Raw genomic sequence first — 24,720 nt, 5'->3', positions numbered from 1 at the left:
CCCGGAGTGACGCAATGACCGACGCTGTAGCCCATGACGCCGAACTGGACGCCAGCGGCCTGAATTGTCCGTTGCCGTTACTCAAGGCCAAGCTGGAACTCAATCGCATGGCCAGCGGCGCGGTGCTCAAGGTGATTGCCACCGATGCGGGTTCGCAGCGTGACTTTCGCACCTTTGCCCGATTGGCCGGTCATACGCTGCTTCGTGAAGAAGATGAAGCGGGCGTTTACCGCTTCTGGTTGAAAAAAGCCTGAAAACTGCTGCGTTCGTTGCTAAGGATTATTGATGTTCAAAGTGTTACGCGACTGGATTCAGCGTTATTTCTCCGATGAAGAAGCGGTGGTGCTGGCGGTTCTGCTGTTTCTGGCGTTCACCGCTGTGCTTACCCTTGGGGGCATGCTCGCGCCGGTGCTCGCCGGGATGGTGCTGGCGTATCTTATGCAGGGGTTGGTCGTGACGCTTGAACGCCTGCGCGTGCCGGGTGGTGTGGCCGTGGGGCTGGTCTTCGCCTTGTTCATGGGCGTTTTGCTGGTATTTATCATTGTCTTGGTGCCATTGCTCTGGCATCAGTTGATCACGCTGTTCAACGAGTTGCCCGGCATGCTCGCCAAGTGGCAATCGCTGTTATTGCTACTGCCCGAGCGCTATCCGCATCTGGTCTCCGACGAACAGGTTCTGCAGGCCATTGAAGTGGCGCGGGGCGAGATCGGCAAGTTCGGTCAATGGGCGCTGACCTTCTCACTGTCGAGTCTGCCGCTGCTGGTCAACATCATGATTTACCTGGTGCTGGTGCCGATTCTGGTGTTTTTCTTTCTCAAGGACCGGGAAATGATTGGCCAGTGGGTTCGCGGTTACTTGCCCCGTGAGCGCGCGTTGATTACTCGCGTCGCCCATGAGATGAACCGGCAGATTGCCAACTACATCCGCGGCAAGGTCATCGAGATTTTCATTTGCGGTGGCGTGACCTACATCGGATTTGTCGTGCTGGGGCTCAACTACGCGGCGTTGTTGGCGTTGCTGGTGGGTGTGTCGGTGGTGGTGCCGTATGTCGGGGCTGTGGTGGTGACCGTGCCGGTGATGCTGATTGCGCTGTTCCAGTGGGGCTGGAGCGATCAGTTCATCTATTTGATGGCGGTCTACGGGATCATTCAGACACTGGATGGCAACGTGTTGGTGCCGCTGTTGTTTTCGGAAGCGGTCAACCTGCACCCGGTGGCGATTATCTGCGCGGTGCTGTTATTTGGCGGGTTGTGGGGATTTTGGGGCGTGTTCTTTGCGATTCCGCTGGCGACCTTGTTCAAGGCTGTGCTGGATGCCTGGCCGCGCAAGGAACCGGTGGTGGCGCCGCTGCTTTGATGGATAACCCCGATTTTTCGGCGAGGCTAAGGGCCTCTTCGTCGGAACGCCGCCCGGAGCAAGCCCGCGAAGGCGTCAGAACAGGCGCTAGATAATCAAGCCTTGTTCAACGCCTGAGCCGCCGCCAAAACCGCATCCACATGCCCCGGCACCTTCACACCACGCCATTCCTGACGCAGCACACCATCCTTATCAATCAGGAACGTGCTGCGATCGACGCCCATGTATTCCTTGCCATAAAGCTTCTTCAACTTGATCACATCAAACAGCTGGCACAGTGCTTCTTCCTTGTCGCTGATCAGTTCGAAGGTGAACGCTTGCTTGGCCTTGAAGTTCTCGTGGGATTTCAGGCTGTCGCGGGACACACCAAAGACTTCGGTGTTGGCGGCTTTAAAGGCATCCAGCTGATCGCGAAAGCCCTGGCCCTGGGTCGTGCAACCCGGCGTGCTGTCCTTCGGATAGAAGTAGATCACCACTTGCTTGCCTTTAAGGCCCGCGAGACTGATGGTCTGCCCGCTGGTGGCGGGGGCTTCGAAGTCGGCAACCGGTTGGTCGATGGCAACGGCCATGAAAGCTTCCTTACATTGGGTTTTGTGGGCGCCACGGTTCGATCAGGGCATCCAGGTTCAGCGCGTCGGCGAAATCCAGGAACTGATCGCGCAACCAACTGATCTGCACGCCGGCCGGCAACGTCACGGTAAACGTGGCGTTGAGCATGGTGCCGCCGGTTTGCGGTGCCTGATAGGTGTCGCAGGTCAGGTTTTCCAGCTCGACGTTGTGGTCCATGAAGAACTGGCACAGCTCGTTGATGATGTCCGAGCGGTACGCGGAGCTGACGTAGGCGACGTACGGCAAGGCCTGAGGGCGGTTCTCCAGTGCCGCGCTGCGCACCACGTTGACCGTGAAGGCGTGCTTCTTGGCGAGGCTCGGCAGGCTGCCTTCAAGGCGCGCCAGGGCGTCCCAGCTGCCGGAGACCTCAAGGATCAACGCGCTGCACTCGCCATGGCGGGTCAGGCGAGAGGTGACCACGGCGCAGCGATTTTCATGGCTGGCGCGGCACAGGACGTTAGTCAGCTCCATGGGGTTGGCGCCGAGGGCACTGATGACAAGGAATTGTTCGCGAACTGTGGGGGTGGACATGCAGCATTCCTAAAGCGATGAGCGGTCGATACTTCTACGGGCTTTTTTTACCGGGGGCGAGCCTGCGGATGCGAATTCAGAAAACCCGGGCCGAAGGTTGCAACGTGCTCCATTAAGGCAAGAGCGAAGGGTGGCAACGCTGGATCGGGGCTTGTGATGCCGAAAATGGAGGCTGAAACCCGGCGTACGAGCTTGTCAGTACCGATCAAAGTCTGAAGGGTAGCGAAAAGCAGCGCCAAGGGGAATGGCAGCAGCGCAGTACTTCGCTTGTACAAGCATCTTGGCGCCAGTACCATTACGGCTCTCTTTTTCCGGCAGGAGCGGTTGCATGATTGCGGGCAGTATGGTGGCACTGGTCACACCCATGGATGCACAAGGTCGTCTCGACTGGGACAGCCTGAGCAAACTGGTGGACTTTCACCTGCAGAACGGCACCCACGCGATCGTGGCGGTCGGCACTACAGGCGAATCGGCCACCCTTGACGTGAACGAGCACATCGAAGTGATTCGTTACGTGGTGAAGCAGGTGGCAGGGCGCATTCCGGTGATCGCCGGTACCGGCGCCAACTCGACGCGCGAAGCCATCGAGCTGACCACCAATGCGAAGACCGCCGGCGCCGATGCCTGCCTGCTGGTGACGCCGTATTACAACAAGCCGACCCAGGAAGGCTTGTATCAGCACTTCAAGGCTATTGCCGAAGCCGTCGACATCCCGCAGATCCTTTATAACGTGCCTGGCCGTACGGCATGCGACATGCAGGCCGAGACCGTTATCCGTCTGTCGACCGTGAAAAACATCATCGGCATCAAGGAAGCCACCGGCGACCTCGATCGTGCAAAAGCCATCCTCGCCGGCGTCAGCAAAGACTTCCTGGTGATCTCCGGTGACGACGCCACCGCGGTCGAGCTGATCCTGCTCGGCGGTAAAGGCAACATCTCGGTGACCGCCAACGTTGCCCCGCGCGACATGGCCGACCTGTGCAACGCTGCCCTGAAAGGCGACGCCGTCACAGCCCGTGCGATCCATGAAAAGCTGATGCCGCTCAATAAAACCCTGTTTATCGAATCCAACCCTATCCCCGTGAAATGGGCACTGCATGAAATGGGCTTGATGCCGGACGGTATCCGTCTGCCGCTCACCTGGCTCAGCGCTGCCTGTCACGAACCGCTGCGGCAGGCCATGCGCCAGTCCGGCGTCCTGGTTTAATTGAGGAAGCACTACGCATGAAGCGATTGGCCGGACTTTCCGCACTTGCCTTGATTATCTCCAGCACCAGTGGCTGTGGATGGGTCTGGGGCCCGGAAGGTTATTTCCGTGACCGTGGTAGCGATTACCTGGAAGCGCAACAGACTGCACCGATGCAATTGCCAACGGACGTCAGCACCGCCAAACACCTGGATCCGCTGCTGCCGATCCCGCGCAACGTGGCCGACGACACCGTCAAGGGCGAATACATCGTGCCTCGTCCGCAGCCGCTGTCCGCTGCTGCCGACGCCAGTGCCTACTCGCTACAGAAGAGCGGTGATTCGCGTTCGATCCTGGCCCAAAACCCACCGGCCGAAGTCTGGCCAGTGGCTGTGCAGTTTTTCCAGGACAACGGTTTCCGTCTGGATGAACAGCGCCCGCAAACCGGCGAATTCACCACCACCTGGCAGCATTCCGACGAACTGTCCGCAGCGATGGCCAAGCGCCTGAGCGCAGCCGGTGTCGGCGCTGACAGCGAAACCCGCGTGCGGGTGCGCATCGAGCCGGGCGTGCAGCGCAACACCAGTGAAGTCTATGTGGTCAGCGCCGAACGTCCTGCCGGCAGCACCGCCGATGTGGCCTTCACCAACCGTTCGGTCAACACCGGCCTGGACGCGGCACTGGTCGACGACATGCTCGCGAGCATGAGCCGAACTTCGGAGAAGGGCGGTTCGGTCTCCATGCTGGCTTCCCGTGATTTCGATACGCCAAGCCGTGTCAGCCTGAGCGAAGACGGCAGCGGCAACCCGGTTCTGAACGTCGGTAACGACCTGGACCGTGCCTGGTCGAGCGTCGGTCGTGCGCTGGAACAGGGCGAATGGCGCGTTGAAGACATCAACCGCAGCCTGGGCCTGTACTACATCAACCTGTCTGAAAAAGCCGAGAAGAAAGACGAGAAGCCTGGCTTCTTCGGCAGCCTGCTCGGCAGTGGACCGAGCAAGGAAGAAGTTGAAGCCCGTGCCGAGCGTTATCAGGTTCGCCTGAGCAAGGTGGGTGATACCGTTCAGGTCACCGTCGAGAAAAACATCAACACCGTGGCGCCGGCTGACGTGGCGCGCAAAGTGTTGAGCGTGATTCAGGACAACCTGGGCTGATCACATGCGTTTTGCCGTTCTCGGCAGCGGTAGCCAAGGGAACGGCACGCTGATAGCCAGTGCTGATACGTATGTGCTGGTGGATTGTGGTTTTTCCCTGCGGGAAACCGAAAAACGCCTGTTGCGCCTGGGTGTGAACCCGGCGCAACTGAGCGCGATACTCGTAACCCACGAACATGCCGACCACGTGCATGGCGTGGGTTTGCTGTCTCGGCGTTACAATCTGCCTGTCTACCTCAGTCGCGGCACCCTGCGCGGGATGCGCAAACCGATTGAACCGGCTGGCCTTCTGGCGGGCGGCGAGCAACTGCAGATCGGCGCACTGAGCATCGGCGTCATTGCCGTGGCCCACGATGCACAGGAACCGACGCAATATGTGTTCAGTGACGGTGAGCGACGCTTCGGCCTGTTGACCGATCTGGGCTCATACTGCAACAAAGTGCTGGACGGCTATCGGGACCTCGATGCGTTGATGATCGAGGCCAACCATTGCCGTGACATGCTGGCTCGCGGTCACTACCCGTACTTTCTCAAGCAGCGGGTGGGCGGTGAACTGGGACATTTGAACAACCACCAGGCGGCATTCCTGGTGTCCGAGTTGGGCTGGCAAGGCCTGCAACACCTGGTCCTGGCCCATCTGAGCAGCAAGAACAACCTGCCGCAGCTGGCCCGGCAATGTTTTGTCGACACCCTCGGGTGCGACCCGGACTGGCTGCAACTGGCCGATCAAGATTCAGGGCTCGACTGGCGACACATCGCCTAGCCCACCTACTTAGCAAGCGGAGCCCATCATGGAAAAACGTGAAGAACTCTACCGCGGCAAAGCCAAATCGGTTTTCAAGACCGACGACGCTGACCGCTTGATCCTGCTGTTTCGCAACGACACCTCGGCGTTCGACGGCAAGCGCATCGAGCAGCTCGACCGCAAAGGCATGGTGAACAACAAGTTCAACGCCTTCATCATGCAGAAACTCGAAGCAGCCGGCGTGCCGACCCAATTCGACAAACTGCTGGGCGACAACGAATGCCTGGTGAAAAAACTCGACATGATCCCGGTCGAGTGCGTCGTGCGTAACTACGCCGCCGGCAGCCTGGTCAAGCGCCTGGGCGTCGAAGAAGGCATGAAGCTCAACCCTTACACCTTCGAACTGTTCCTGAAGGACGACGCCAAGGGCGACCCGTTCATCAACGAATCCCACGTCGTGGCGTTCGGTTGGGGCAACGCCGAGCAACTGGTTCGCATGAAAGAACTGTCGCTCAAGGTCAACGAAGTCCTGAGCAAACTGTTCGACGACGCCGGCCTGCTGCTGGTCGACTTCAAACTCGAATTCGGCGTGTTCTCCGACGGCTCCATCGTCCTGGGCGACGAATTCAGCCCGGACGGCTGCCGTCTGTGGGACAAGGCCACCGGCAAGAAAATGGACAAGGACCGCTTCCGTCAGGGCCTCGGTGACGTCATCGAAGCCTACGAAGAAGTCGCCAATCGTCTGGGCGTACCGCTTTAATCGACGCAAGCATCTGATAGCACGGAAAAATTTCGCTTAGGGGGTTCGCTTCCGGCAAAAGTGTTGTTATGATGCGCGCCGTTGGAGAGATGCCAGAGTGGCCGAATGGGACGGATTCGAAATCCGTTGTACCTTCACCGGTACCTAGGGTTCGAATCCCTATCTCTCCGCCATTACACAGAAAAAGCCCCGTAGCTGAATAAGCTACGGGGCTTTTTCGTTTCTGTAGATTTTTTTAGGGCATTTTAGGTAACCGTCCGGTAGACAAGTCTTGACGAACTCATCTTAGGTCGATGGAGTGAGGACGGCGTGCTGGTCGGACGGTTACGGCGGAGCGTTTACGAGGTTTTGGTGCCCGGGAGAGGGCCTTTGGCCCAGTGGTCAGATGCTTCGCCGCTCAGGTAAGGCAGAACCTCGAGTAGTACAGGTGCCTTTATTGTCATGTCTGAACCAGTGGCCGCCTCCCATAGCCGCCCCAACCGACTACGCTTATTTGGATGCAGGTGTGCCACGACCATTTTTGCCGGAGGGATCTGTTCGTCCCAGGACATAGTTACTCCCTCAGCCGGGCCCCCCCTCTCTATCAAATTGAAACGTTATCAGGTCAATTTGCTGTCCTGTATTGCGGCGAAAGTGGGGAGCGATCCCTTAAATCCCATGCTGCGAAGTACCGGGACGACATGTTCCTTTAATGCTGCATCGATTTTCTCGCGCTCCATTGCATGACTCTGTTTGGCAAGAGAAGACGGTATTCGGTAAGAAGTGCAGAGGTTAGACGGGCGTCCACTTACTCAACGTTGAGCACCGATTTCTAACATCCAATCAAAGGAAAAGGTACGCACATGAAGATCAAAGAGTTCGGCGTTGAAATCTGGATGAACGCCTATGAAAACGATTGCGAATACAACTTGGCCGAAACTTGCGTCGAGTCTCTGACCATCGAACAACTACTGGAAATGGCCGGTAAAAAAGACAGCATCCTCGATGAGCTGCTGCCGTTGAAGATGACGTATGGCGCGATCGAAGGTTCTGATCGCCTGCGCAGCAATGTTGCGGCTTTGTACTCGAAGCAGAGTAAGGACAACGTGATCATCACCCACGGCGCGATCGGTGCTAACGCCTTGGTGTATGAAACCCTCGTTGAACCAGGTGACCACGTTATTTCCGTGGCTCCGACTTACCAGCAGCACTACTCGATTCCCGAGAGTTACGGCGCCGACGTTTCGATTCTCAAGCTGCGTGAAGAGAACGCTTTCCTGCCTGATCTGGAAGAGCTGATTGCGCTGGTCAGGTCGAACACCAAAGTAATTGCCATCAACAACCCGAACAACCCGACCGGGGCGCTGATGGATCAAGCCATGCTTGAGCAGATCGTGGCGATTGCCCGTTCGGCCGGCGCCTACCTGCTCAGTGACGAGGTCTACCGGGGCATTGACCAGGACGGCAACGGCTTTACCGTCTCGGTGGCAGATCTGTACGAAAATGGTATCAGCACCGCTAGTATGTCCAAGGCGTTCTCGCTTGCCGGTCTGCGTCTGGGCTGGATCGTCGCGCCAATCGACCTGATTCATCGGGTCGCCATTCACCGCGACTACAACACCATCAGCGTAGGTATGCTGGATGACCATTTCGCCTGTATCGCCTTGGAAAACAAGGACAAGATCCTGGCCCGCAACAAATCCATTACTCGTACCAACCTCGAATACTTAGAGCAGTGGATCGCGAAAGAACCAAAGGTCTCGTTCGTCAAACCGAAATCCGGCACCACAGCCCTTCTGAAGATCGATGTCGACGTGTCCTCCCGCGACTTGTGCGTCAAACTGCTTGAGAGCAAAGGCGTCATGTTCACGCCAGGCAGTGCTTTGGACATCGAAGGTTATGTGCGCATTGGTTACGCCAACAATCTTTCAGTCCTGAAGGAAGGTCTGGAAAAGGTTTCGGAATTTCTCGCTGAGTTTTGATCTCCTCCTACATGCCTTGGTCGAGCCGCGTGGCATGGTCTGATGAATGATGCCGTCGGCATTTTCATTACTCGATAACAACATACGCATGATGCTGGATGCCCCTGCCAGAACCATTCATTGTTGTTTACCCGCTTGCGTATCAAGAGTGCAGAATGAACGTATGTCCGCCCAACACACCTTGCGTGGGTAAACGGGCGCCCACTTATGCGGCAGCAACTTCGTAATTTCACTCGCCCGCTGCGTCGGCAGGCGAGTGAGAACGTCCTTCAGGTAAGCATACGGATCATGCCCACTCATACGTGCTGACTGGATCAGACTCATGATCGCCGCCGCCCGCTTGCCGCTGCGTAGCGACCCCGCAAACAACCAGTTCGAGCGTCCAAGTGCCCACGGTCGGATCTGGTTTTCCACTTGGTTGTTATCGATGGGCACGGCCCCATCTTTCAGATAGCGCGTCAGCGCTATCCAGCGTTTAAGGCTGTAATCCAGGGCTTTGGCTGTTGCTGAGCCGTTGGGCACAAGGTCGCGCTGGGCCAGCATCCAGTTATGCAGCGCTTCCAGGATCGGTGCGGCCTTTTCCTGCCGTATTCGCCAGCGATCCTCATCGCTCATGTCCCGCGCTTGCCGTTCGACTTCGTACAAGCCGCCAATCGAGTGCAGTGCCTGTTCGGCCGACGCCCTGGGCTTCAAGGTCATTGGCTATCATGCAATACAGAGCAATTGATCGAATGACGGGTGATGGCATGAACAGATGGCGGCGTCTTTGGTTGTCTGTGAAGCTGATAGCAGCCGCTGCGGCCTGCCTGACTGTTGCTGTCCAGGCTTTTCGCTACATGTTGGAAAGCCCCGACGCAGCGCAAATTCATCCTTTGAGCATTGTGGTTGTCGGGCTGATCTTTGGCTTCATCAGTTATGGACTGCTTTCGCTGATTGAAAGGTTTGTATGGGGCTTTGTAGCCCCTTCTGACACTGTCGCCCCCAAACCTCGGGCAGAACTTGAGAGCGATGTGGGGCTGGCAGCGGATCAGCCGTTAACCCTGCCATCTGATGCCTCAACTCATCAGAAAAATCTGTGAACTGACGTGAGTCAGCTTTCTACCCATCCCACTGACACTGATGCCGCCGCCCGGCTGGATAGCAAACTGGCGCAATGGGTGCCCACTGCGCCGCAAAATCTCAAGGGGGCGTTGTCCATGGACGTGGCGTTCTGGGTCGATCACGGTGAAGAGCTGGAGGAGCGATTCAACGCGTGGGCCAGTAAGTAACAGGAATTGGCTGGACGTTGTAAGGCGTCTAGCCTTCTTTTTTTGTGAGAACCGGCATCGTCCTCGCGTAAGAAAAATAAGCCTGTTCACAGGAAAAATTACTCAGCCGAGTAGCTCGAATTACTGCCCACCGAATCCATTGGCCGCCCCGGGAATCAAGGGGTTTCCCTTGAAATATCCCCTGACACTGAAAGACCTCATCGCCAAAAATCCTCATCTACTCTGGTTTTCGCAGGTCACTGATCTGCCGTTATCAGCCATCGCAAGGAGCGAACAATGTACTTTGAGATTTACAGGCAAACCCGTGGCACCCCGCAGACTGGCAAAGGTCAATGGCGGTGGCGCTTGAGGGCGGGGAACAATGAAACGATTGCCAGCGGCGAGGCGTACATCAACAAGGCGGATTGCGCGCATGCCATCAGCTTGATCAAGGGGACTCACGATCAGACCCCGGTGAAGGAAATCTAAACCTCAAGTGGTGAAGCTGCTCAGTGAGAGCAGCTTCGTTACAAGCAGTCTCGCAGTCGGATCAAACGCAAACTACCTGAGTCGCATAGACGCCGCTTGCGACAGCTACCTAAACTGTCAGCAGATTTGGGGACTGGGGGCAATGGATGAATCGCAACGAACTACGCAAGGCGGATATCAACCTGATGGTGGTGTTCGAAACCTTGATGCTCGAGCGCAATGTCACCCGGGTGGCGGAGAAGTTGTTTCTCGGACAGCCGACCATCAGTTCGGCGCTCAACCGCTTGCGCACGATGTTCAACGATCCGCTGTTCATTCGCGTCGGTCATCGCATGGAGCCGACCGCCAGGGCCGAGGAGCTGATTCAGTACCTGTCGCCAGCGCTGGATTCGCTGTCGGTGGCCTTGAGTCTGACCCATGATTTCGACCCCGCCAGCAGCACCATGACCTTCCGTATCGGGCTGTCGGACGATGTCGAGTTTGGTCTTCTGCCGCCGTTGCTGCGAGCTCTGCGCCAGGAAGCGCCGACGGTGGTGTTTGTGGTGCAGCATGTCGATTACTGGCGGATTCCCGATTTGCTGGCGTCTGGCGATATCACCGTTGGTATCAGCCAGACTCGCGGTCTCCCGGCCAATGCCAAGCGCAAATTGCTGCGGCACATTCAGCCCAGCATCTTGCGTGCCGATGCGTCCGACACGCCGTTGACCCTCGATGAATATTGCTCGCGCCCGCACGTGCTGGTGTCCCACACCGCCAATGTCAGTGGTTACGCCGATGAGTGGCTGGCGGAAATTGGTCGTACTCGCCAGGTGGTTTTATCCGTGCCGCAATACAGCTCGTTGCCAGCCTTGCTCGCCGGAACCGATCTGATCGCCAGCCTGCCGGATTACGCCGCCGAGGCGATGGCAGCCTCTGGTCAGCTGTTCACCGAGCCTTTTCCGTTCAAGACGCCGACCCTGGACCTGTCCATGGTCTGGCTCAGCCACGTCGAAACCGACCCTGCCGAACGCTGGTTGCGCTCGCGACTGGAGGCGTTCATGAGTGAGCGCTTTGAGTCGCCGCCGCCCCGGTGAGCAGGACAACTCTGTGCTATATGTACGACCTTTCCGTCAACCTCAAGGAGCCACGTCATGCCTCACCTGCACATGGAATACACCGCCAACCTGCCCGATCTGAATGCCGATGTGGCGCTGATCCGGCTGAACAATACGCTGGTGGCTTCCGGTCAGTTTGCTGCCGAATACGACATCAAGAGTCGAGCGGTGAAGGTCGAGACGTTCAAGGTCGGCACGGCATTGGGTGAGCGGGCGTTCGTGCATGTGAAGCTGGCGTTGTTGAGTGGTCGCTCACCGGCGATCAAAAAGCGGTTGTCCGAAAGTCTGCTGGCCGTGGTGCAGGAACTGTGTGAGTGGCCAGTGGGCTTGGAAGTCCAGCTGGCCGTGGAAATCCTCGACATCGATCGCGAGTCCTACACCAAGGTCGCCATCAACAACTGAGTTTCAGGTCATTTCCTGTTCGGTGCAGGCCTGCACCACCTGCTCACGCAACCAGGCATTGGCGCAGTCCTCATCGGCACTTTGACTCCACTGCATGTCGAGGGTGAACCCCGGCAAACCGTTGGGCGCTTCGCAGTGATTGAAGATGGCCTCGCTGGCCAGCAAGTGCTGGATGCGTCGGGGCAGGGTGACGATGAAGTCGGTGGCGGTGATCATTTTCAGCGCGGCGCTGTAGCTGTTGGATCGCGCGACGATCTGCCGTTTTTGCGCCTGCTGCGCCAACCAGTCGTCGACCATGTTGGTGTTGGACGTCCAGGGTGTTGGAAATACATGCCGGCGTTCGGTAAAGGCTTGCAGGCTTAAACGCGGCTCCAGCGGTGTGGCGCGTTTATCGAAGACACAGACCAGATCATCTTCCAGCAGCGTCCGGGATTTGAAGTCGGTGTGATTGCGATGGAAGTTCGGGCCGAAGCAAATCACCAGGTCGAGGCTGCCGTCGCGCAGTTCTTCGGCCGGGATGTCGGTTTCTAACTTGTGCATGTTGACCATCACCGGCCAATCGGCGAAATCGAAACGTTTCAACAGGCGCGGCAGGATCAACTGCTCGAAGTATTCCGGTGCGCAAATGTTGAAGGTGACCGGTTGCAAGGTGGGGTCAAACGTGGGTGCGCCGGCGTGACACAGGTTGATGCTTTCCAGAATTTTCAGCACGTGCGTGTGCATGGTGCTGGCTTTGTAAGTGGGCCGCATACCGGCGCGGGTGTTGATGAACAACTCGTCTTCGAAACTGGTGCGCAGTTTTTTCAGGCAGTAACTCACGGTGGACTGGCTGACGCAGAGCGTTTCGGAAACGCCGGTGACGCTGCTTTGTTCATACACGGCCACAAACACCATGAGGTCCTGCATGTCGAGTTTTCTAAGCAAGTTACTGTTCAGCATCCATTCGTCTCGCTGTGATCCTTGCGCTGACTGAGCGCAAACTCGTGCGAATGATCCTAACGGAACGATGGTGTCAGGAGAATGCTCCGTGGGAAGTTTCACTAATAGTTGTGAGGCAATGCCAGTGTTCTTCAGCCCTGGACGTTTGCCGGCACGGTGTGACGGCTGGACATCAACAGTGCCATCATGCCGATGCCGACGAGCACTGCGCCGATGATTTCCAGCGGTAGCGGTGACTGTCGCAACCAGAGCCAATGAAACAGCGTGCTCAGGTAAATGTAGGAAATGACCGACGACGGGGCGATGACGCCGATGGCCCGATGCAGCAGCCAGAAGGTCGCCAATGTGGGAGCGGGCTTGCTCGCTCCCACACTGGTTCCAGGGTGGCTCGTAGAATGTTTAGCCATCTTGCAACCAAAGTTCTTCAAATCCCGATTTAACGACTTATCCAGCCATGTGACGCTGCTGCTCATCTGTTTACTGCGGTCTTCTCTATGGACGGTTGTCCGGTCGCACTTCCTTCCGAACTCGCCTTCTGGGCGTTGTGGCATTGCCGTCACGCGCGCCCGCCGGATTCCCGCCTTTCCCGTTGATTGTTCTTACAGGTCCCGCGCTGTGCGCAGGGATCAAACCGGCAGCGCCTGCGCGTTTGCCTGACGCGGAAACAAGAGAATTCCTATGAGTTGTGCCACGACATCCTTCGCCACGAAGCAAGAAGCCCTGACCTTTCTTGAACAGAATCCGGATATCGAGATGTTCGAGTTGTTCATCCTCGACAACAACGGCGTGCCTCGGGGCAAGTTGTTGCATCGCGATGAACTGCTGGCGGTGTACGAAAGCGGTCGGCCTCTGCCGAGCACCATTCTGGGCCTGACCATCAACGGCGATGACGTGGAGAACTCAGGGCTTGTGTGGGACGTGGGCGACATCGATTGCCGGGCCTACCCGATCAGCGGCAGTTTGACGCGCATGCCGTGGCGATTGATTCCGACGGCGGCGGTGCAGGTCAGCATGCACCCGAAGGAGGGCATGCCGGCGACCATTGCCGACCCGCGCCACTTATTGGCGAAGGTCATCGAAGGCTTGCAGGCGGACGGTTATTACCCGGTGATGGCGGCAGAGCTGGAGTTCTACCTGCTGGATCAGCAGCGCGACAGCAATGGTCGACCGCAACCGGCACGAGACGTTGACGGCGGGCGCCCTCGCGCCACTCAGGTCTACGGTTTGCGCGAACTGGAGCAGATCGAGCCGTTCCTGGCCGACCTGTACAGCGCCTGCAAACTCCAGGGCATTCCGGCGCGCACGGCGATTTCCGAGTACGCGCCGGGACAAGTGGAAATTACCCTCGAACATCGCACCGACGCCTTGCAGGCGATGGACGAAGCCGTGCGCTACAAACGGCTGGTCAAGGGCGTGGCGCACAAACACGGGATGACGGCGTGCTTCATGGCCAAGCCTTTCGACGACCTGGCCGGCACCGGCATGCATATGCACGTCAGCCTCGCGGACAAGGACGGAAACAACCTGTTCGCTAGCGAAGCCACGGACGGTACGCCGCTGCTTAAACAGGCGGTCGGCGGCATGCTCGGCACCTTGCTCGATTCGTTGCTGCTGTTCTGTCCGAACGCCAACTCCTACCGCCGTTTCCAGACCAACAGCTACGCGCCGCTGGCCGCCACCTGGGGCGTGGACAATCGCACCGTGAGTTTGCGCGTGCCAGGCGGGCCGGCGTTCTCGCGGCACATCGAACATCGCATTTGCGGCGCCGACGCCAACCCGTATCTGGCGGCTGCGGCGATCCTGGCCGGTATCCATCGCGGCATTCGCGAACAACTGGACCCGGGGGCGCCGGTGGAGGGCAACGGTTACGCCCAGGCCAAGGAACTGTTGCCCACCGACTGGCTGACCACCTTGCGCGCGCTGGAAGGTTCGAGCTGGGCGCGAGACGCGTTCGGCAGGGAGTTTCTTGGCGTTTACCTCGCGGTGAAGCGGGCCGAGTATCGGCAGTTCATGGGCGAAGTCGGTGAGCAGGATTGGCGTTGGTACCTGAATCAGGCCTGAACCATTCTCAGATACAACTTAAGTTTTGACCCAATACTAGAAGCCAACTAATCGTTGGCTTCTTTTTCACAAAAAATTGATGGTTGGCTGCCTAAAGTTAGTGCTGTCGCGGTAAATGAAATTTTCACATTTGCCGACGGCACTTCTTTTCAGGAACAGCCGATTATCATGTTGAAGATTAAAGCCGTGCGCCCGGAGTGGGTGACGTTGTTTGCCAGTGCCTTTCTATTGGCCGGCTTCAATTTAGTGCTCTGGCAACACCTGTTTGAAATCACCGCGTCCGACGGTAAAGGCATCGTCGTGCGTGTGGCTTTCGGCGTGATGATTCTGGCTGCCTTCAACCTGGTGCTGACGCTGCTGGCGTTCCGGCCCTTAATGAAACCTGTGCTCACGCTTATCTTTATGATCAGCGCGGGTGTTGCGTACTTCATGAGTCAATACGGTGTTTTGATTGATGCCGGCATGTTGCGTAACTTTGCCGAAACCAATGTCACGGAAGTGCGTGACTTACTCTCGATAAAGTTGATTGTTTATATTACGTTGCTCGGCTTATTGCCGTCGTGGTTGCTGTGGAAAACTCCGGTTAGTTACCGTCGCTGGCATCGCGAGTTGTTAAGTAAAGTGTTGGTGAGTGTCGTGTCGGTGGCGGTACTCGGTGGCGTCGCACTGGTTAACTATCAAGGCCTGGCCTCGCTGTTTCGCAATCACCATGAATTGCGCTTGATGGTGGTTCCGAGCAACTACATGGGGGCCTCGTTCGGCTACCTGCGCGAACAAGTCGCTTCGGCTCGGCAACCCTTCGTCAAAATTGGTGAAGACGCGCAGAGAAACCCGGCCTGGCAAGCTCACGGTCGCAAATCCCTGACCGTACTGGTCGTGGGTGAGAGTGCCCGGGCCGAGAACTTTGGGGTGCTGGGCTACGACCGTGACACCACGCCAAAACTGGACAAGGAGGCGGGCCTGATTGCCTTCACCGACGTGCATTCCTGCGGCACGGAAACCGCCGTCTCGGTGCCGTGCATGTTTTCCAAGATGGGCCGCAAAGACTACAACGCGAGCAAGGCAAAGAATGAAGAAGGCCTGCTGGATGTGCTCAAACGGGCGGGGCTGGACGTCATTTGGCGCGATAACCAGTCGGGCTGCAAAGGCACTTGCGATCGGGTCACCCTTGATGATGTGAGCAACCTGAAGGACCCGGTGCTCTGCGCCAACAGTGAATGCCGCGATGAAATCCTTCTGCAAGGTTTGCAGCACTTCATTGACACCCTGGATAAAGACACCGTGCTGGTATTGCACCAGATGGGCAGCCACGGCCCGGAATACTTCAAGCGTTACCCAAAAGAGTACGAACGCTTTACCCCGGTTTGCGAAAGTAATGCGCTGAACAATTGCAGTCGCGAAAGTATCGTCAACGGTTACGACAACACGTTGGTGTATACCGACCATGTGCTGTCGACCCTGATCGATCTGCTGCGCAGCAATCAGGACAAAGTCGATACCGCGATGCTGTATCTGTCGGACCACGGCGAGTCCCTGGGCGAGTACAACCTGTTCCTTCATGGCACGCCTTACATGATGGCGCCGGATCAACAGAAGCATGTCGCCATGTTGGCCTGGTTCTCCGACAGCTATCAGAAGTCGTTCTCGGTGGACACTCATTGCCTGCAACTGAGTCGTGACAAACCGTTGAGTCAGGACAACCTGTTCCATTCGATGCTTGGCTTGCTGGAAGTCAACAGCAAGGTCTACAACCAGGACCTGGATATGTTTGCAGGGTGCCGCGGTGCCGTGATCGACGGTGTATTGGCCAGAGAGTGACGGCCCCGACCTTTTTTTTACGTGTCGGCCGTTAACCTGCGGCCCCGGTAGATCTTTCCCACAAGAGCCCTCTTACATGTCCGCTCAACCCCCTTCCGCCATCGAGCTTGAGTTCGCCCGGCGTCAAGATCAGGAGCACGCCCGCGTCTGTCTTCAGCCGCGTCCGCGTGGTCTCGCCGGGCGCCTGGCGTTCTGGCGTGAGGAGCAACTGGTGCGCAACGCGCTCAAGGTCGCCGGCGAGCCGGGGCTGATTCTCGACGTCACCTGCGGGGCCGGACGCTTCTGGCCGGTGCTGGCCGAGCATGCAAACCGGGTGATTCTGGCGTCCGACCCGTCTCAGGATATGCTCGATCACGCGCCGACCCACCACCCGCAACACCTGCTGAAACGGGTCAAGACCTTTCAAAGCTCGGCGTTCACCATCGGCTTGTCGGCGAATGCGGTGGACTGCATTTTTTGCATGCAACTGTTTCAGCACATCGCCAGTCCCGAGCATCGGTTGGCGATGCTCGGCGAGTTCCATCGGGTCAGCCGCGATACGGTGATTGTGGCGGTGCGGATCGATACCGGTTTCAAGCGTCGACAGCCGGATGCACACGGCATTCAGGCCCTGCCGCTGGCCAGTAAGGCCGAAGTGGAAGACGAGTTCAAACAAGCAGGTTTTCGCCTGATCAGCCACCAGGACTTCCTGCCTGGGTACGTACGGATGCGTGTCTACGTATTGCGTAAGGCCAGATAACCTCCCTCCGTCAGACAATTCTTGCTATCAGGCAGGTATTTTCGCTAAAGCTCTTGTTCAGTGGATGCGCGGAAATCGCCGGGGGCGATATATACTGCGCGCCATTCTTCAAGGGAGAGCCGTGTGGCCATCGATATTCACTGGATTCGCGACAACGATAGCCTCGGCCGGTTTTGCGCCGAGTGGCAGCAACTGCCCTACGTTGCCCTCGACACCGAATTCATGCGGGTCGACACCTTTTATCCGATCGCAGGCCTGCTGCAGATCGGCGATGGCGTACGCGCTTACCTGATTGACCCGCTGACCATCGACAACTGGCAGCCCCTGGCCGCGTTGCTGGAAAACCCGGCCGTGGTCAAAGTCGTCCACGCGTGCAGCGAAGACCTCGAAGTGTTGCTGCGCCTGACCGGCAGCCTGCCGGCGCCGCTGTTCGACACGCAACTGGCCGCCGCTTACCTGAATCTCGGTTTCTCCATGGGGTATTCGCGGCTGGTGCAGGAAGTGCTCGGCATCGACCTGCCCAAGGGCGAGACCCGTTCCGACTGGCTGCAACGTCCGCTGTCCGACACTCAGATCAGCTACGCCGCCGAAGACGCCTTGCACCTCGCGGAAGTTTTCGTACAGCTTCGTCCGAAACTGTCTGACGACAAATACGCCTGGGTCCTGGAAGACGGCGCCGAGCTGGTGGCCAACCTGCGTCGTGAAGTTGATCCGTATGAGGTCTATCGCGAAGCCAAACTGGCCTGGAAGCTCTCCCGCGCTCAACTCGCCGTGCTGCGTGAACTCTGCGCCTGGCGCGAACGCGAAGCCCGCGCCCGTGATCTGCCGCGCAATCGCATCATCCGTGAGCATTCCCTGTGGCCGCTGGCGCGGACGCAACCGGACAACCTCGGCGCGCTGGCGAAAATCGAAGACATGCACCCGCGTACCGTGCGTCAGGACGGCGAATTTCTGCTTGATCTGATCAAGCGCTCTGGCAGTGTGTCGCCAGATCAATGGCCGCCTGCCGTGCCGGAGCCGTTGCCGGTGGATGCTGCGGCGCTGATCAAACAGTTGCGTGCACTCGGTCAGGCAGAAGCCGAGCGCCTGAACGTTGCGCCGGAACTGATGCTGCGCAAGAAAACCCTGGAAGCGCTGCTCAAGAGCGGCTTCCCCAACGGTCCTTACCAATTGCCTGATTCGCTGCGTGGCTGGCGCCGCGAATTGATGGGCCAGGCGCTGCTCGACAGCCTGGCCACCGCCGGAGAACAGCCTTGAAACGTATTTGCTCCATCTATCGAAGCCTGAAGAAAAACGAGATGTACCTCTATGTGCTCAAAAGCGATGCACTGGAGCGCGTCCCGGAAAGTCTGATGGCCGCTTTTGGCAAACCGCACCACGCGTTCGACCTGGTGCTGACCCCCGAGCGCAAGTTGTCCCGCGAGGACATCACCGTGGTGCTGGAAAACCTCGAAAAGCAGGGTTACCACCTGCAAATGCCGCCGGCCGAAGACGAATACATCGAACATTTGCCGGAAGAACTGTTGCGACGCAACGATCCGATGTGATCGGCAGACAGGCTCTGTTCAGAGTCTGCGTGAAACACTGGAATGATTTTGGCGATGGCCGCGATGAGGGAGCGAGACTCCGTCAGCGGCCGTCTGCCCTGCTTTTGAAAGGTTTGAACCATGCGCGTTCTGATTGCTGAACACGACCACGCTGTATATGCCCAACTGTTGCGCCAGGCAGCGCCTGATCTGGAAGTGCTGACCAGCGGCGACTCGGCCGAACTGGCCAGTCAGGCCGCCGATTGCCCGATCTGGCTGGGCCAGCCGGACCTCCTGGCCACACTGCTGCGTCAGGGGCACCAGCCGCAATGGCTGCAATCCACCTGGGCCGGCATCACGCCGCTGCTGGCCGACGGCCTGCCACGCCACTATCGCCTGACCCGCGCGGTGGGGATTTTCGGTCAGGTCATGGCCGAATACGTGCTGACCTACATGCTCGGCCACGAGCGCGAAGTGCTGCCGCGCCTGGTCAGTCAGGTCGAGCGCAAGTGGGACAGTCGCAAGGGCCAAAGCCTGGCGGGGCGCAAGGTGCTGATCGTCGGCACCGGTGATATCGGTCAAACCGTAGCGCAATTTCTGCTGCCGTTTGGCGTCGAGTTGTATGGCATTGCCAGCGAAGCCCGGGAGCAGGCGCCGTTTGTCGAAGTGGGAGCACTTGCGGACTTGCCGCGCCTGGTCGGTGAAGTGGATTACGTGATCAATCTGCTGCCGAACACCCCGACGACCCACGACTTGTACGACGCGGCGCTGTTCAAGCAGTTCAAGCCGACCGGGTTGTTCATCAACGTCGGGCGCGGCGTGGCGGTGGTCGATGCGGATCTGGTGGAAGCCTTGAAGGAAGGGCATCTGGCGGGCGCGGTGATCGACGTCTGCCGTCAGGAACCGCTGCCGCAACGTCATCCGTTCTGGACGGCGTGGGGCTTGCTGCTGACCGGACACAGCTCGGCACCGACTTCGCCGGCGATGATGGTGAAGCTGTTCGTCGAGAACCTGCGGGCGTATCAGGCGAGCGAGGCGTTGCGCGGGGAAGTGGATTTCAATCGCGGGTATTGAGGCGTAAACGAAAAGATCGCAGCCTTCGGCAGCTCCTACATTGGTTTGTGTACACCTGTAGGAGCTGCCGAAGGCTGCGATCTTTTGCTTTTTAGAGGGTGAAGTCGCCTTCAGCCGCCAACTCGCTCAACGGACGACGCGGGCTCGGCTCTTCACGCGCTTGCAGGTAATCCGCCAGTGTCGCTTTATCCCCCAGTTTGCCCACCGCAACCGCCGCGTGCAGTGCGTAACCTTCAGGAATGTTCAGCTCCTTGCGGGTCAGTTCCTGATCGAAACCGGCCATGCCGTGGGTGTGCCAGCCGCTGAGGCTCGCTTGCAACGCCAGATGGCCCCAGGCCGAACCAGTGTCGAAGGTGTGCCACAGCGCCGGAGTCTCTTCGGTGGCGCCAGGTGCGGTGAAGGTGGTTTTCGAGATCACGATCACCAGTGCCGAGGCATGCTGCGCCCAGCTGCGGTTGAATTCGTTCAGCAAGCCCAGGTAGCGCTCCCAGTTCGGCGTATCGCGGCGCGCGTAGAGAAACCGCCAAGGCTGCGAGTTGTAGGCCGATGGCGCCCAGCGTGCGGCTTCGAAAAAGCTCAGCAGGGTTTCTTCGGAAATGGCTTCGCCGGTGAAGGCGCGGGGCGACCAGCGATCGGTGAATTGAGGGTGGATGGCGTATTCGGCAACGCGTGGATTGGCACTCATGCAGAGATTCCTTGCGACGTGTGAGTCAGAGGGTAGTAAAAAACCGGCGGGCGCAGTTGAGCTGGGCGATGAGGTTTTCCGTGAGCCTGGCATTTCATCCGAATGCAACGCGGTGGGGCGTTAATGGCACGCAGGCCTGGCTCGTTGCGACTGGCAAAGCTACTTGGCGGCGCAGTAACTGACAAGTCCCTTTCTACCGGCAGTCGCCAACGCTTGGCCCGCGGGCCGCTGCGCACTAGACTGGCGGCCTTTTCACCACCTGATGTTGATGCTTGAGCCATGGCCGCCAAAGTCGAACCGTTCTGGATACGCAAAACCCTCGATCAACTCGATCACGAGGAATGGGAGTCGCTGTGCGACGGTTGTGGTCTGTGTTGCCTGCAAAAGCTCGAGGATGAAGAGGACAACAGCGTTTACTACACGCGCATCGCCTGCAAGTTGCTGGACCTGAAAACCTGCCAGTGCAGCGATTACACCAACCGCCGCGAATTCGTGCCGGACTGCATCCAGCTCACGCCGGGCAAGGCCGATGAGTTAAAATGGCTGCCGCCGACCTGTGGTTATCGCCTGGTCAGCGAGGGCAAGGACCTGCCACTTTGGCACCACCTGGTGTGCGGTGATCGCGATGCCGTGCATCACGAACGCATTTCCCAGTCCGGGCGCATGCTGGCCGAAGGCAGCGTGGCCGAGGACGATTGGGAAGACCATCTGATTTTCCGGGCAGGCTAGTTTTACAAAGGAGTGTGTATGGCTGTGGGATTGCGGCTGGCGTTGGCCGTCGGGCTGTTGGCCCTGAGTTCGTCCGTGTGGGCGGCGAAGAAGGTCGATCTGGATTACCACGTGCGCCTGTTGCCGCAAAGCGATCAGGCTGAAGTGCGCCTGACCCTGGCCCAGGGATCGGCGGTGCGCAGTCTGGATTTCGACCTCGGCGACAGCAGCCACTACAGCGACTTCAACGCCGACGGTCAATGGCAGCTCACGCCGGGCAAGCCGGCTCGAGGTGTCTGGCGCCCGGCCGCCGACAAGGCCAGCCTGACCTACCGCGTGCGCATCAGCCACGGCCGCAAGAGCGGCAGCTTCGACACGCGCATGACGCCGACCTGGGCATTGATGCGTGGCGACGATCTGGTGCCCGCCGCGAAACTCGATCAGCAGGACGGCGTCGAGCTGGTTTCGCGTCTTGAATTCGAATTGCCCACCGGCTGGAAAAGCGTCGAAACCGCCTGGCCGCGAATCGGCAAGAACACGTTCCGTATTGATGACGTCTCCCGCCTGTTCGACCGGCCGACCGGCTGGATGCTCGCCGGCCACCTCGGCAGCCGTCGCACCCGACTGGGGGAAACCGAAGTCACCGTCGCCTCGCCTCAAGGCCAGGGTATGCACCGCATGGACGTGCTGACGCTGCTGACGTTTGTCTGGCCGCAAGTGCAGGACGTGTTCCCGCGGCATCCCGCCAAATTGCTGATTGTCGGCGCCAACGACCCGATGTGGCGGGGCAGCCTGGCGGCGCGTGAGTCGATCTATTTGAATACGCGTCTGCCGCTGGTCAGCGAAAGCGGCACCAGCGCGCTGGTGCGTGAGTTGGCCCAGGTGTTTGGTCGGGTCAATGACAATCAGCGCAGTGACTGGATCAGCGAAGGGCTCGCCGAGTATTACGCCATCGAACTGGTGCGTCGGGCTGGCGGGATGAGTGACGAGCGGTATGACAGCCTGCATGGCAAGTTGGTCAAAGACAGCCAGAAGGTCACCACGCTGCGTGACGAGCAGGTCAGCCCGGCGCAGGTGGCTAAAGCGGTGTTGTTGCTACAGGAACTGGATCGCGAGATTCGCCTGAAGACGCGCAACAAGCGTTCGCTGGATGATGTGATGCGCGGGGCGATGCGGTTGGAGAGTGTCGATACGAAGGAGTTTATTCAACTGGCCGAAAGCGTTAATGGCGAGTCCTCGAAAGTTCTGGATACCGAATTGTTGCAATAGAACATCAAAAGATCGCAGCCTTCGGCAGCTCCTACAGGTGTACACAAAACCCGTGTAGGAGCTGCCGAAGGCTGCGATCTTTTGATCTTAAATGTGTTTAAGTTCCGGCTTTCGGCGACTTCAACGAATCATTCCCGGTGACGGTCGCGGTTTTGGTCGCCGCCTCGGCATTCGCCTTCAGCCGACCCAACTCTTCCCCGGCACGCTCGATCTTCGCCCGTACGTTGTTCATGTCCTGACGGCTTTTCTCCAGCAGGCTTTTGGCCGAACTGTGGCCGGTAATGCCACGGGCCAGCGCCACGCCGCCGATGGCCACCTGGATCAAACCGAATAGACCGCCGCGACGCAGGCCTTTGCCGACCATCACCACACCACCGGCGATAGATCCGGCGCGTTCCCAACCGTGGACGTTCTGGTCGGAATGAGTCTGGAACGGGGTGGATTCGATGCGCTCGACGCGTTTGGGTTCGCTCATGATCTGTCTCCTGGCGGGTATGACTGCTTCAAGAATAGATAATTAAGCTGACTGCCGAGGCGGGCGGCTTGTTCCATCGGATGTGTGTCGGTTCAGCGGAATTTCGGACCAGAGCGGGTGTTGAGGCCCTTGGCCATACGGTCGTAGAGCACGACGTTGACCGTGGCCGCGAGGTTCATGCAACCGGTGGTCGGGATGTAGACGACGTCTTCGCACCAGTCGCGAATCTCTTTGTCCAGCGAGCCGTCTTCCGGGCCGAAGATGTACAGCGCGCGATCCGGGTGGGTGTATTCCGGCAGCGAACGGGCGCCGTCGACCAGTTCCACGGCCACTGGCACGCAGCCGAGCGGCAGGATCTTTTTCAGGTCGTCGATCCCGATCAGCGGGATGTCGTAGTGGACACGCTTGGTGTCGGTGACGAAGTCGGCGGCGCGGTCATAACGCTTGCCGGTGTAGAACACGGACGCCACGTTGTAGCAGCCGGCTGCGCGCATGACCGAGCCGACGTTTTCCGGTGATTTGGGGTTGAACAAACCAATGCAGCTGTACCGTTTGTCTGCCACGAGCGGGGTGCCTTCGGGGAAAAAACGGCGATTATACGGGGATTGGGGGAGGGGTGTTTGGTTTGAGATTGGTGGTGTCTGGACAATTGCTATCGCTAGCAGGCTAGCTCCCACATTGGATCCAGGGCGTTCACAAATACTTGTGTGCACAGAAGATCCCCCTGTGGGAGCTAGCCTGCTAGCGATGAGGCCAGTTGGGGCACTGAAGACCTTCAGTCGTCTTTCTTCATCAAACCAGCCAACGCCGCAAACGGGTTATGCGTGGCTTTAGCAATCTTCGGCGTGCTCAACGAGCCCTCACCGAAATACTGCTGATCGGTGTACCGCGAGTGCTCGTTGTCATGGCAATACAGGCACAACAGTTCCCAGTTCGAACCATCCTGCGGATTGTTGTCGTGGTTGTGGTCGCGGTGGTGCACGGTCAGTTCGCTCAGGCGCTTGCCGGAAAACTCGCGGGCGCAGCGGCCGCACACGTGCGGGTACATTTTCAGGGCCTTGTCGCGGTAACCCATTTCCTTGTCGCGCTGGTTGTCGGCGAGGATGCGGTCCAGCTTCGAAGTGTTGGTCGGCGTTGACGAACTCATGGGTTCACCTTTGTAAAAGACTAATGACGGTTATGAACGAAGTTTAGCTCAGCCCTTGAGCTTCTCGGCAATCCAGATCGTGTGGCGGGTGCCCTTGTTGCCGTGGGCGAAGACCTGGACTTCCTCGGCCTTGAAGCCGGCTTTTTTCAGTTTGTCGGAAAACTGCTTGTCGGCGCTGGCCGACCAGACAGCCAACACTCCTTTTGGCCGCAGGGCTTTGGCGCAAGCGCTGAGGCCACCAGCGGAATAGAGCCAGCTGTTGGCCCTCTGGGTCAGGCCTTCGGGGCCGTTGTCGACGTCGAGCATGATGGCGTCGAAACCTTGCGGTTCGGCTTGCAGCACCTTGGCCACGTCTTCCATGCGGATCACCGTGCGCTTATCGAGCAGAGGGTTGCCGGCTTTTTCGCCCAATGGCCCGCGATTCCACTCAACCACGCCGGGCACCAGTTCGGCGACCACGACTTCAGCGGTCTTGCCCAAATGCTTGAGGGCCGAGGCGAGGGTGAAGCCCATGCCCAGGCCACCGATCAATACCCGCGAATTCGGCCGGCCAGCGACTTTACGGCACGGGATTTCGGCCAGCGCATCTTCGGAGCCATGCATGCGCGTGTTCATCAGTTGTCCGCCGTCGCCGCCCTGGATCTTGATGACGAAATCCTCACCGTATTCGAACAGGCACAGGGCACCGCCGTTCTCAGGAATGGGGGCGGTGTCGAGCAGAACGAAACGTTTCATGGAGCACTCT

At 58.6% G+C, this 24,720-nt stretch carries 27 protein-coding genes, 1 tRNA gene and 3 pseudogenes; 21 read left to right on the top strand and 10 right to left on the bottom strand.

Annotated features, from left to right (window positions below):
* Positions 1-14: 14 nt before the first annotated feature.
* Together ACYZTL_RS08785 and ACYZTL_RS08780 are read left to right on the top strand one after the other, a co-directional pair.
* Complete coding sequence (locus ACYZTL_RS08785; protein ID WP_461951458.1) at positions 15-254, top strand: sulfurtransferase TusA family protein; 240 nt, start codon at positions 15-17, stop codon at positions 252-254.
* A gap of 31 nt (positions 255-285) precedes the next feature.
* A complete protein-coding gene (locus tag ACYZTL_RS08780) occupies positions 286-1,356 on the top strand; it encodes an AI-2E family transporter (protein ID WP_461951457.1) in 1,071 nt (356 codons plus the stop codon).
* 95 nt (positions 1,357-1,451) lie between these two features.
* Here the strand turns inward: ACYZTL_RS08780 and ACYZTL_RS08775 are convergent, their stop codons facing one another.
* Positions 1,452-1,925, bottom strand: a complete 474-nt coding sequence (locus ACYZTL_RS08775) for a peroxiredoxin (RefSeq protein WP_461951456.1) — start codon at positions 1,923-1,925, stop codon at positions 1,452-1,454.
* A 10-nt stretch (positions 1,926-1,935) separates the two neighbouring features.
* The gene (locus ACYZTL_RS08770) at positions 1,936-2,496 is read right to left on the bottom strand and encodes a glycine cleavage system transcriptional repressor (protein ID WP_461951455.1); all 561 of its coding nucleotides are present in this window, start codon (positions 2,494-2,496) and stop codon (positions 1,936-1,938) included.
* Between the two features lie 328 nt (positions 2,497-2,824).
* Between ACYZTL_RS08770 and dapA the strand changes: the two genes are divergently transcribed.
* The 6 genes from dapA (at position 2,825) to ACYZTL_RS08740 (ending at position 8,302) form a co-directional block, all read left to right on the top strand.
* Entirely contained in the window at positions 2,825-3,703 is an 879-nt protein-coding gene (dapA, locus tag ACYZTL_RS08765; protein WP_461951454.1) for a 4-hydroxy-tetrahydrodipicolinate synthase, read from the top strand.
* 17 nt (positions 3,704-3,720) lie between these two features.
* Positions 3,721-4,836, top strand: a complete 1,116-nt coding sequence (bamC, locus tag ACYZTL_RS08760; protein ID WP_461951453.1) for an outer membrane protein assembly factor BamC — start codon at positions 3,721-3,723, stop codon at positions 4,834-4,836.
* Between the two features lie 4 nt (positions 4,837-4,840).
* Positions 4,841-5,599 carry an MBL fold metallo-hydrolase gene (locus ACYZTL_RS08755; protein WP_008034928.1) on the top strand — a complete coding sequence of 253 codons (759 nt, stop codon included), beginning with the start codon at positions 4,841-4,843 and terminating at the stop codon, positions 5,597-5,599.
* Between the two features lie 28 nt (positions 5,600-5,627).
* Entirely contained in the window at positions 5,628-6,341 is a 714-nt protein-coding gene (gene purC / locus ACYZTL_RS08750) for a phosphoribosylaminoimidazolesuccinocarboxamide synthase (RefSeq protein ID WP_461951452.1), read from the top strand.
* Positions 6,342-6,424: 83 nt separating this feature from the next.
* A tRNA-Ser gene (locus tag ACYZTL_RS08745) sits at positions 6,425-6,514 on the top strand.
* A gap of 669 nt (positions 6,515-7,183) precedes the next feature.
* On the top strand, positions 7,184-8,302 hold the full coding sequence (locus tag ACYZTL_RS08740; protein ID WP_461951451.1) for an aminotransferase: 1,119 nt from the start codon (positions 7,184-7,186) through the stop codon (positions 8,300-8,302).
* Positions 8,303-8,497: 195 nt separating this feature from the next.
* On the opposite strand, the pseudogene ACYZTL_RS08735 reads toward ACYZTL_RS08740, so the two are convergent.
* Positions 8,498-8,977 (bottom strand): annotated as a pseudogene (locus tag ACYZTL_RS08735) (IS66 family transposase); the annotation flags it as partial.
* Between the two features lie 32 nt (positions 8,978-9,009).
* Here ACYZTL_RS08735 and ACYZTL_RS08730 point away from each other — a divergent pair.
* The 5 genes and pseudogenes from ACYZTL_RS08730 to ACYZTL_RS08710 all read left to right on the top strand — a co-directional run bounded on the left by ACYZTL_RS08730 (position 9,010) and on the right by ACYZTL_RS08710 (position 11,534).
* Positions 9,010-9,381: a hypothetical protein gene (locus ACYZTL_RS08730; RefSeq protein WP_461951450.1), complete on the top strand. Its 372-nt coding sequence runs from the start codon at positions 9,010-9,012 to the stop codon at positions 9,379-9,381.
* Between the two features lie 27 nt (positions 9,382-9,408).
* Positions 9,409-9,570, top strand: a pseudogene (locus tag ACYZTL_RS08725) (ABC transporter substrate-binding protein); the annotation flags it as partial.
* Between the two features lie 276 nt (positions 9,571-9,846).
* A complete protein-coding gene (locus tag ACYZTL_RS08720) occupies positions 9,847-10,038 on the top strand; it encodes a YegP family protein (RefSeq protein WP_461951449.1) in 192 nt (63 codons plus the stop codon).
* 146 nt (positions 10,039-10,184) lie between these two features.
* Positions 10,185-11,111, top strand: a complete 927-nt coding sequence (locus tag ACYZTL_RS08715) for a LysR family transcriptional regulator (RefSeq protein ID WP_461951448.1) — start codon at positions 10,185-10,187, stop codon at positions 11,109-11,111.
* A 57-nt stretch (positions 11,112-11,168) separates the two neighbouring features.
* Positions 11,169-11,534, top strand: a complete 366-nt coding sequence (locus ACYZTL_RS08710) for a 5-carboxymethyl-2-hydroxymuconate Delta-isomerase (RefSeq protein ID WP_461951447.1) — start codon at positions 11,169-11,171, stop codon at positions 11,532-11,534.
* Positions 11,535-11,537: 3 nt separating this feature from the next.
* On the opposite strand, the gene ACYZTL_RS08705 is transcribed toward ACYZTL_RS08710, so the two are convergent.
* Both ACYZTL_RS08705 and ACYZTL_RS08700 read right to left on the bottom strand, forming a co-directional pair.
* Positions 11,538-12,473, bottom strand: coding sequence for a LysR family transcriptional regulator (locus tag ACYZTL_RS08705; RefSeq protein ID WP_461951446.1), 936 nt, complete (start codon positions 12,471-12,473; stop codon positions 11,538-11,540).
* Between the two features lie 131 nt (positions 12,474-12,604).
* Positions 12,605-12,820: pseudogene (locus ACYZTL_RS08700) on the bottom strand (DMT family transporter); the annotation flags it as partial.
* A 331-nt stretch (positions 12,821-13,151) separates the two neighbouring features.
* Between ACYZTL_RS08700 and ACYZTL_RS08695 the strand changes: the two are divergent.
* The 6 genes from ACYZTL_RS08695 (at position 13,152) to ACYZTL_RS08670 (ending at position 19,691) form a co-directional block, all read left to right on the top strand.
* Positions 13,152-14,534 (top strand): glutamine synthetase family protein, encoded by a 1,383-nt coding sequence (locus ACYZTL_RS08695; protein ID WP_461951445.1) that lies wholly within the window; start codon positions 13,152-13,154, stop codon positions 14,532-14,534.
* Positions 14,535-14,702: 168 nt separating this feature from the next.
* Positions 14,703-16,352, top strand: coding sequence for a phosphoethanolamine transferase (locus ACYZTL_RS08690; RefSeq protein ID WP_461951444.1), 1,650 nt, complete (start codon positions 14,703-14,705; stop codon positions 16,350-16,352).
* A 76-nt stretch (positions 16,353-16,428) separates the two neighbouring features.
* Complete coding sequence (locus ACYZTL_RS08685) at positions 16,429-17,091, top strand: class I SAM-dependent methyltransferase (protein WP_461951443.1); 663 nt, start codon at positions 16,429-16,431, stop codon at positions 17,089-17,091.
* Between the two features lie 123 nt (positions 17,092-17,214).
* A complete protein-coding gene (gene rnd, locus ACYZTL_RS08680; RefSeq protein ID WP_008034962.1) occupies positions 17,215-18,348 on the top strand; it encodes a ribonuclease D in 1,134 nt (377 codons plus the stop codon).
* Entirely contained in the window at positions 18,345-18,638 is a 294-nt protein-coding gene (locus ACYZTL_RS08675) for a YcgL domain-containing protein (RefSeq protein ID WP_007898694.1), read from the top strand. Before rnd ends, ACYZTL_RS08675 begins: the two co-directional genes overlap by 4 nt.
* 120 nt (positions 18,639-18,758) lie before the next feature.
* Complete coding sequence (locus tag ACYZTL_RS08670; RefSeq protein WP_461951442.1) at positions 18,759-19,691, top strand: D-2-hydroxyacid dehydrogenase; 933 nt, start codon at positions 18,759-18,761, stop codon at positions 19,689-19,691.
* A 91-nt stretch (positions 19,692-19,782) separates the two neighbouring features.
* Here the strand turns inward: ACYZTL_RS08670 and ACYZTL_RS08665 are convergent, their stop codons facing one another.
* Positions 19,783-20,376, bottom strand: coding sequence for a nitroreductase family protein (locus tag ACYZTL_RS08665; RefSeq protein ID WP_461951441.1), 594 nt, complete (start codon positions 20,374-20,376; stop codon positions 19,783-19,785).
* 279 nt (positions 20,377-20,655) lie between these two features.
* Between ACYZTL_RS08665 and ACYZTL_RS08660 the strand changes: the two genes are divergently transcribed.
* Both ACYZTL_RS08660 and ACYZTL_RS08655 read left to right on the top strand, forming a co-directional pair.
* A complete protein-coding gene (locus ACYZTL_RS08660; RefSeq protein WP_461951440.1) occupies positions 20,656-21,105 on the top strand; it encodes a YcgN family cysteine cluster protein in 450 nt (149 codons plus the stop codon).
* A gap of 18 nt (positions 21,106-21,123) precedes the next feature.
* Positions 21,124-22,353: a hypothetical protein gene (locus ACYZTL_RS08655; protein WP_461951439.1), complete on the top strand. Its 1,230-nt coding sequence runs from the start codon at positions 21,124-21,126 to the stop codon at positions 22,351-22,353.
* 97 nt (positions 22,354-22,450) lie between these two features.
* Here ACYZTL_RS08655 and ACYZTL_RS08650 read toward each other — a convergent pair whose 3' ends face one another.
* The 4 genes from ACYZTL_RS08650 to ACYZTL_RS08635 all read right to left on the bottom strand — a co-directional run bounded on the left by ACYZTL_RS08650 (position 22,451) and on the right by ACYZTL_RS08635 (position 24,710).
* Positions 22,451-22,828 carry a YgaP family membrane protein gene (locus tag ACYZTL_RS08650; RefSeq protein ID WP_461951438.1) on the bottom strand — a complete coding sequence of 126 codons (378 nt, stop codon included), beginning with the start codon at positions 22,826-22,828 and terminating at the stop codon, positions 22,451-22,453.
* A gap of 92 nt (positions 22,829-22,920) precedes the next feature.
* Complete coding sequence (locus ACYZTL_RS08645; protein WP_008034973.1) at positions 22,921-23,391, bottom strand: RNA methyltransferase; 471 nt, start codon at positions 23,389-23,391, stop codon at positions 22,921-22,923.
* Between the two features lie 212 nt (positions 23,392-23,603).
* The gene (locus tag ACYZTL_RS08640; RefSeq protein WP_008034789.1) at positions 23,604-23,975 is read right to left on the bottom strand and encodes a YajD family HNH nuclease; all 372 of its coding nucleotides are present in this window, start codon (positions 23,973-23,975) and stop codon (positions 23,604-23,606) included.
* Positions 23,976-24,023: 48 nt separating this feature from the next.
* Positions 24,024-24,710 carry a spermidine synthase gene (locus ACYZTL_RS08635; protein ID WP_214381319.1) on the bottom strand — a complete coding sequence of 229 codons (687 nt, stop codon included), beginning with the start codon at positions 24,708-24,710 and terminating at the stop codon, positions 24,024-24,026.
* Positions 24,711-24,720 lie beyond the last annotated feature (10 nt).

The organism is Pseudomonas sp. LB3P81 (genome assembly GCF_054897965.1).
Note: the sequence above shows the minus strand (reverse complement) of the source record. Positions and strands in the feature narration are given on the sequence as shown.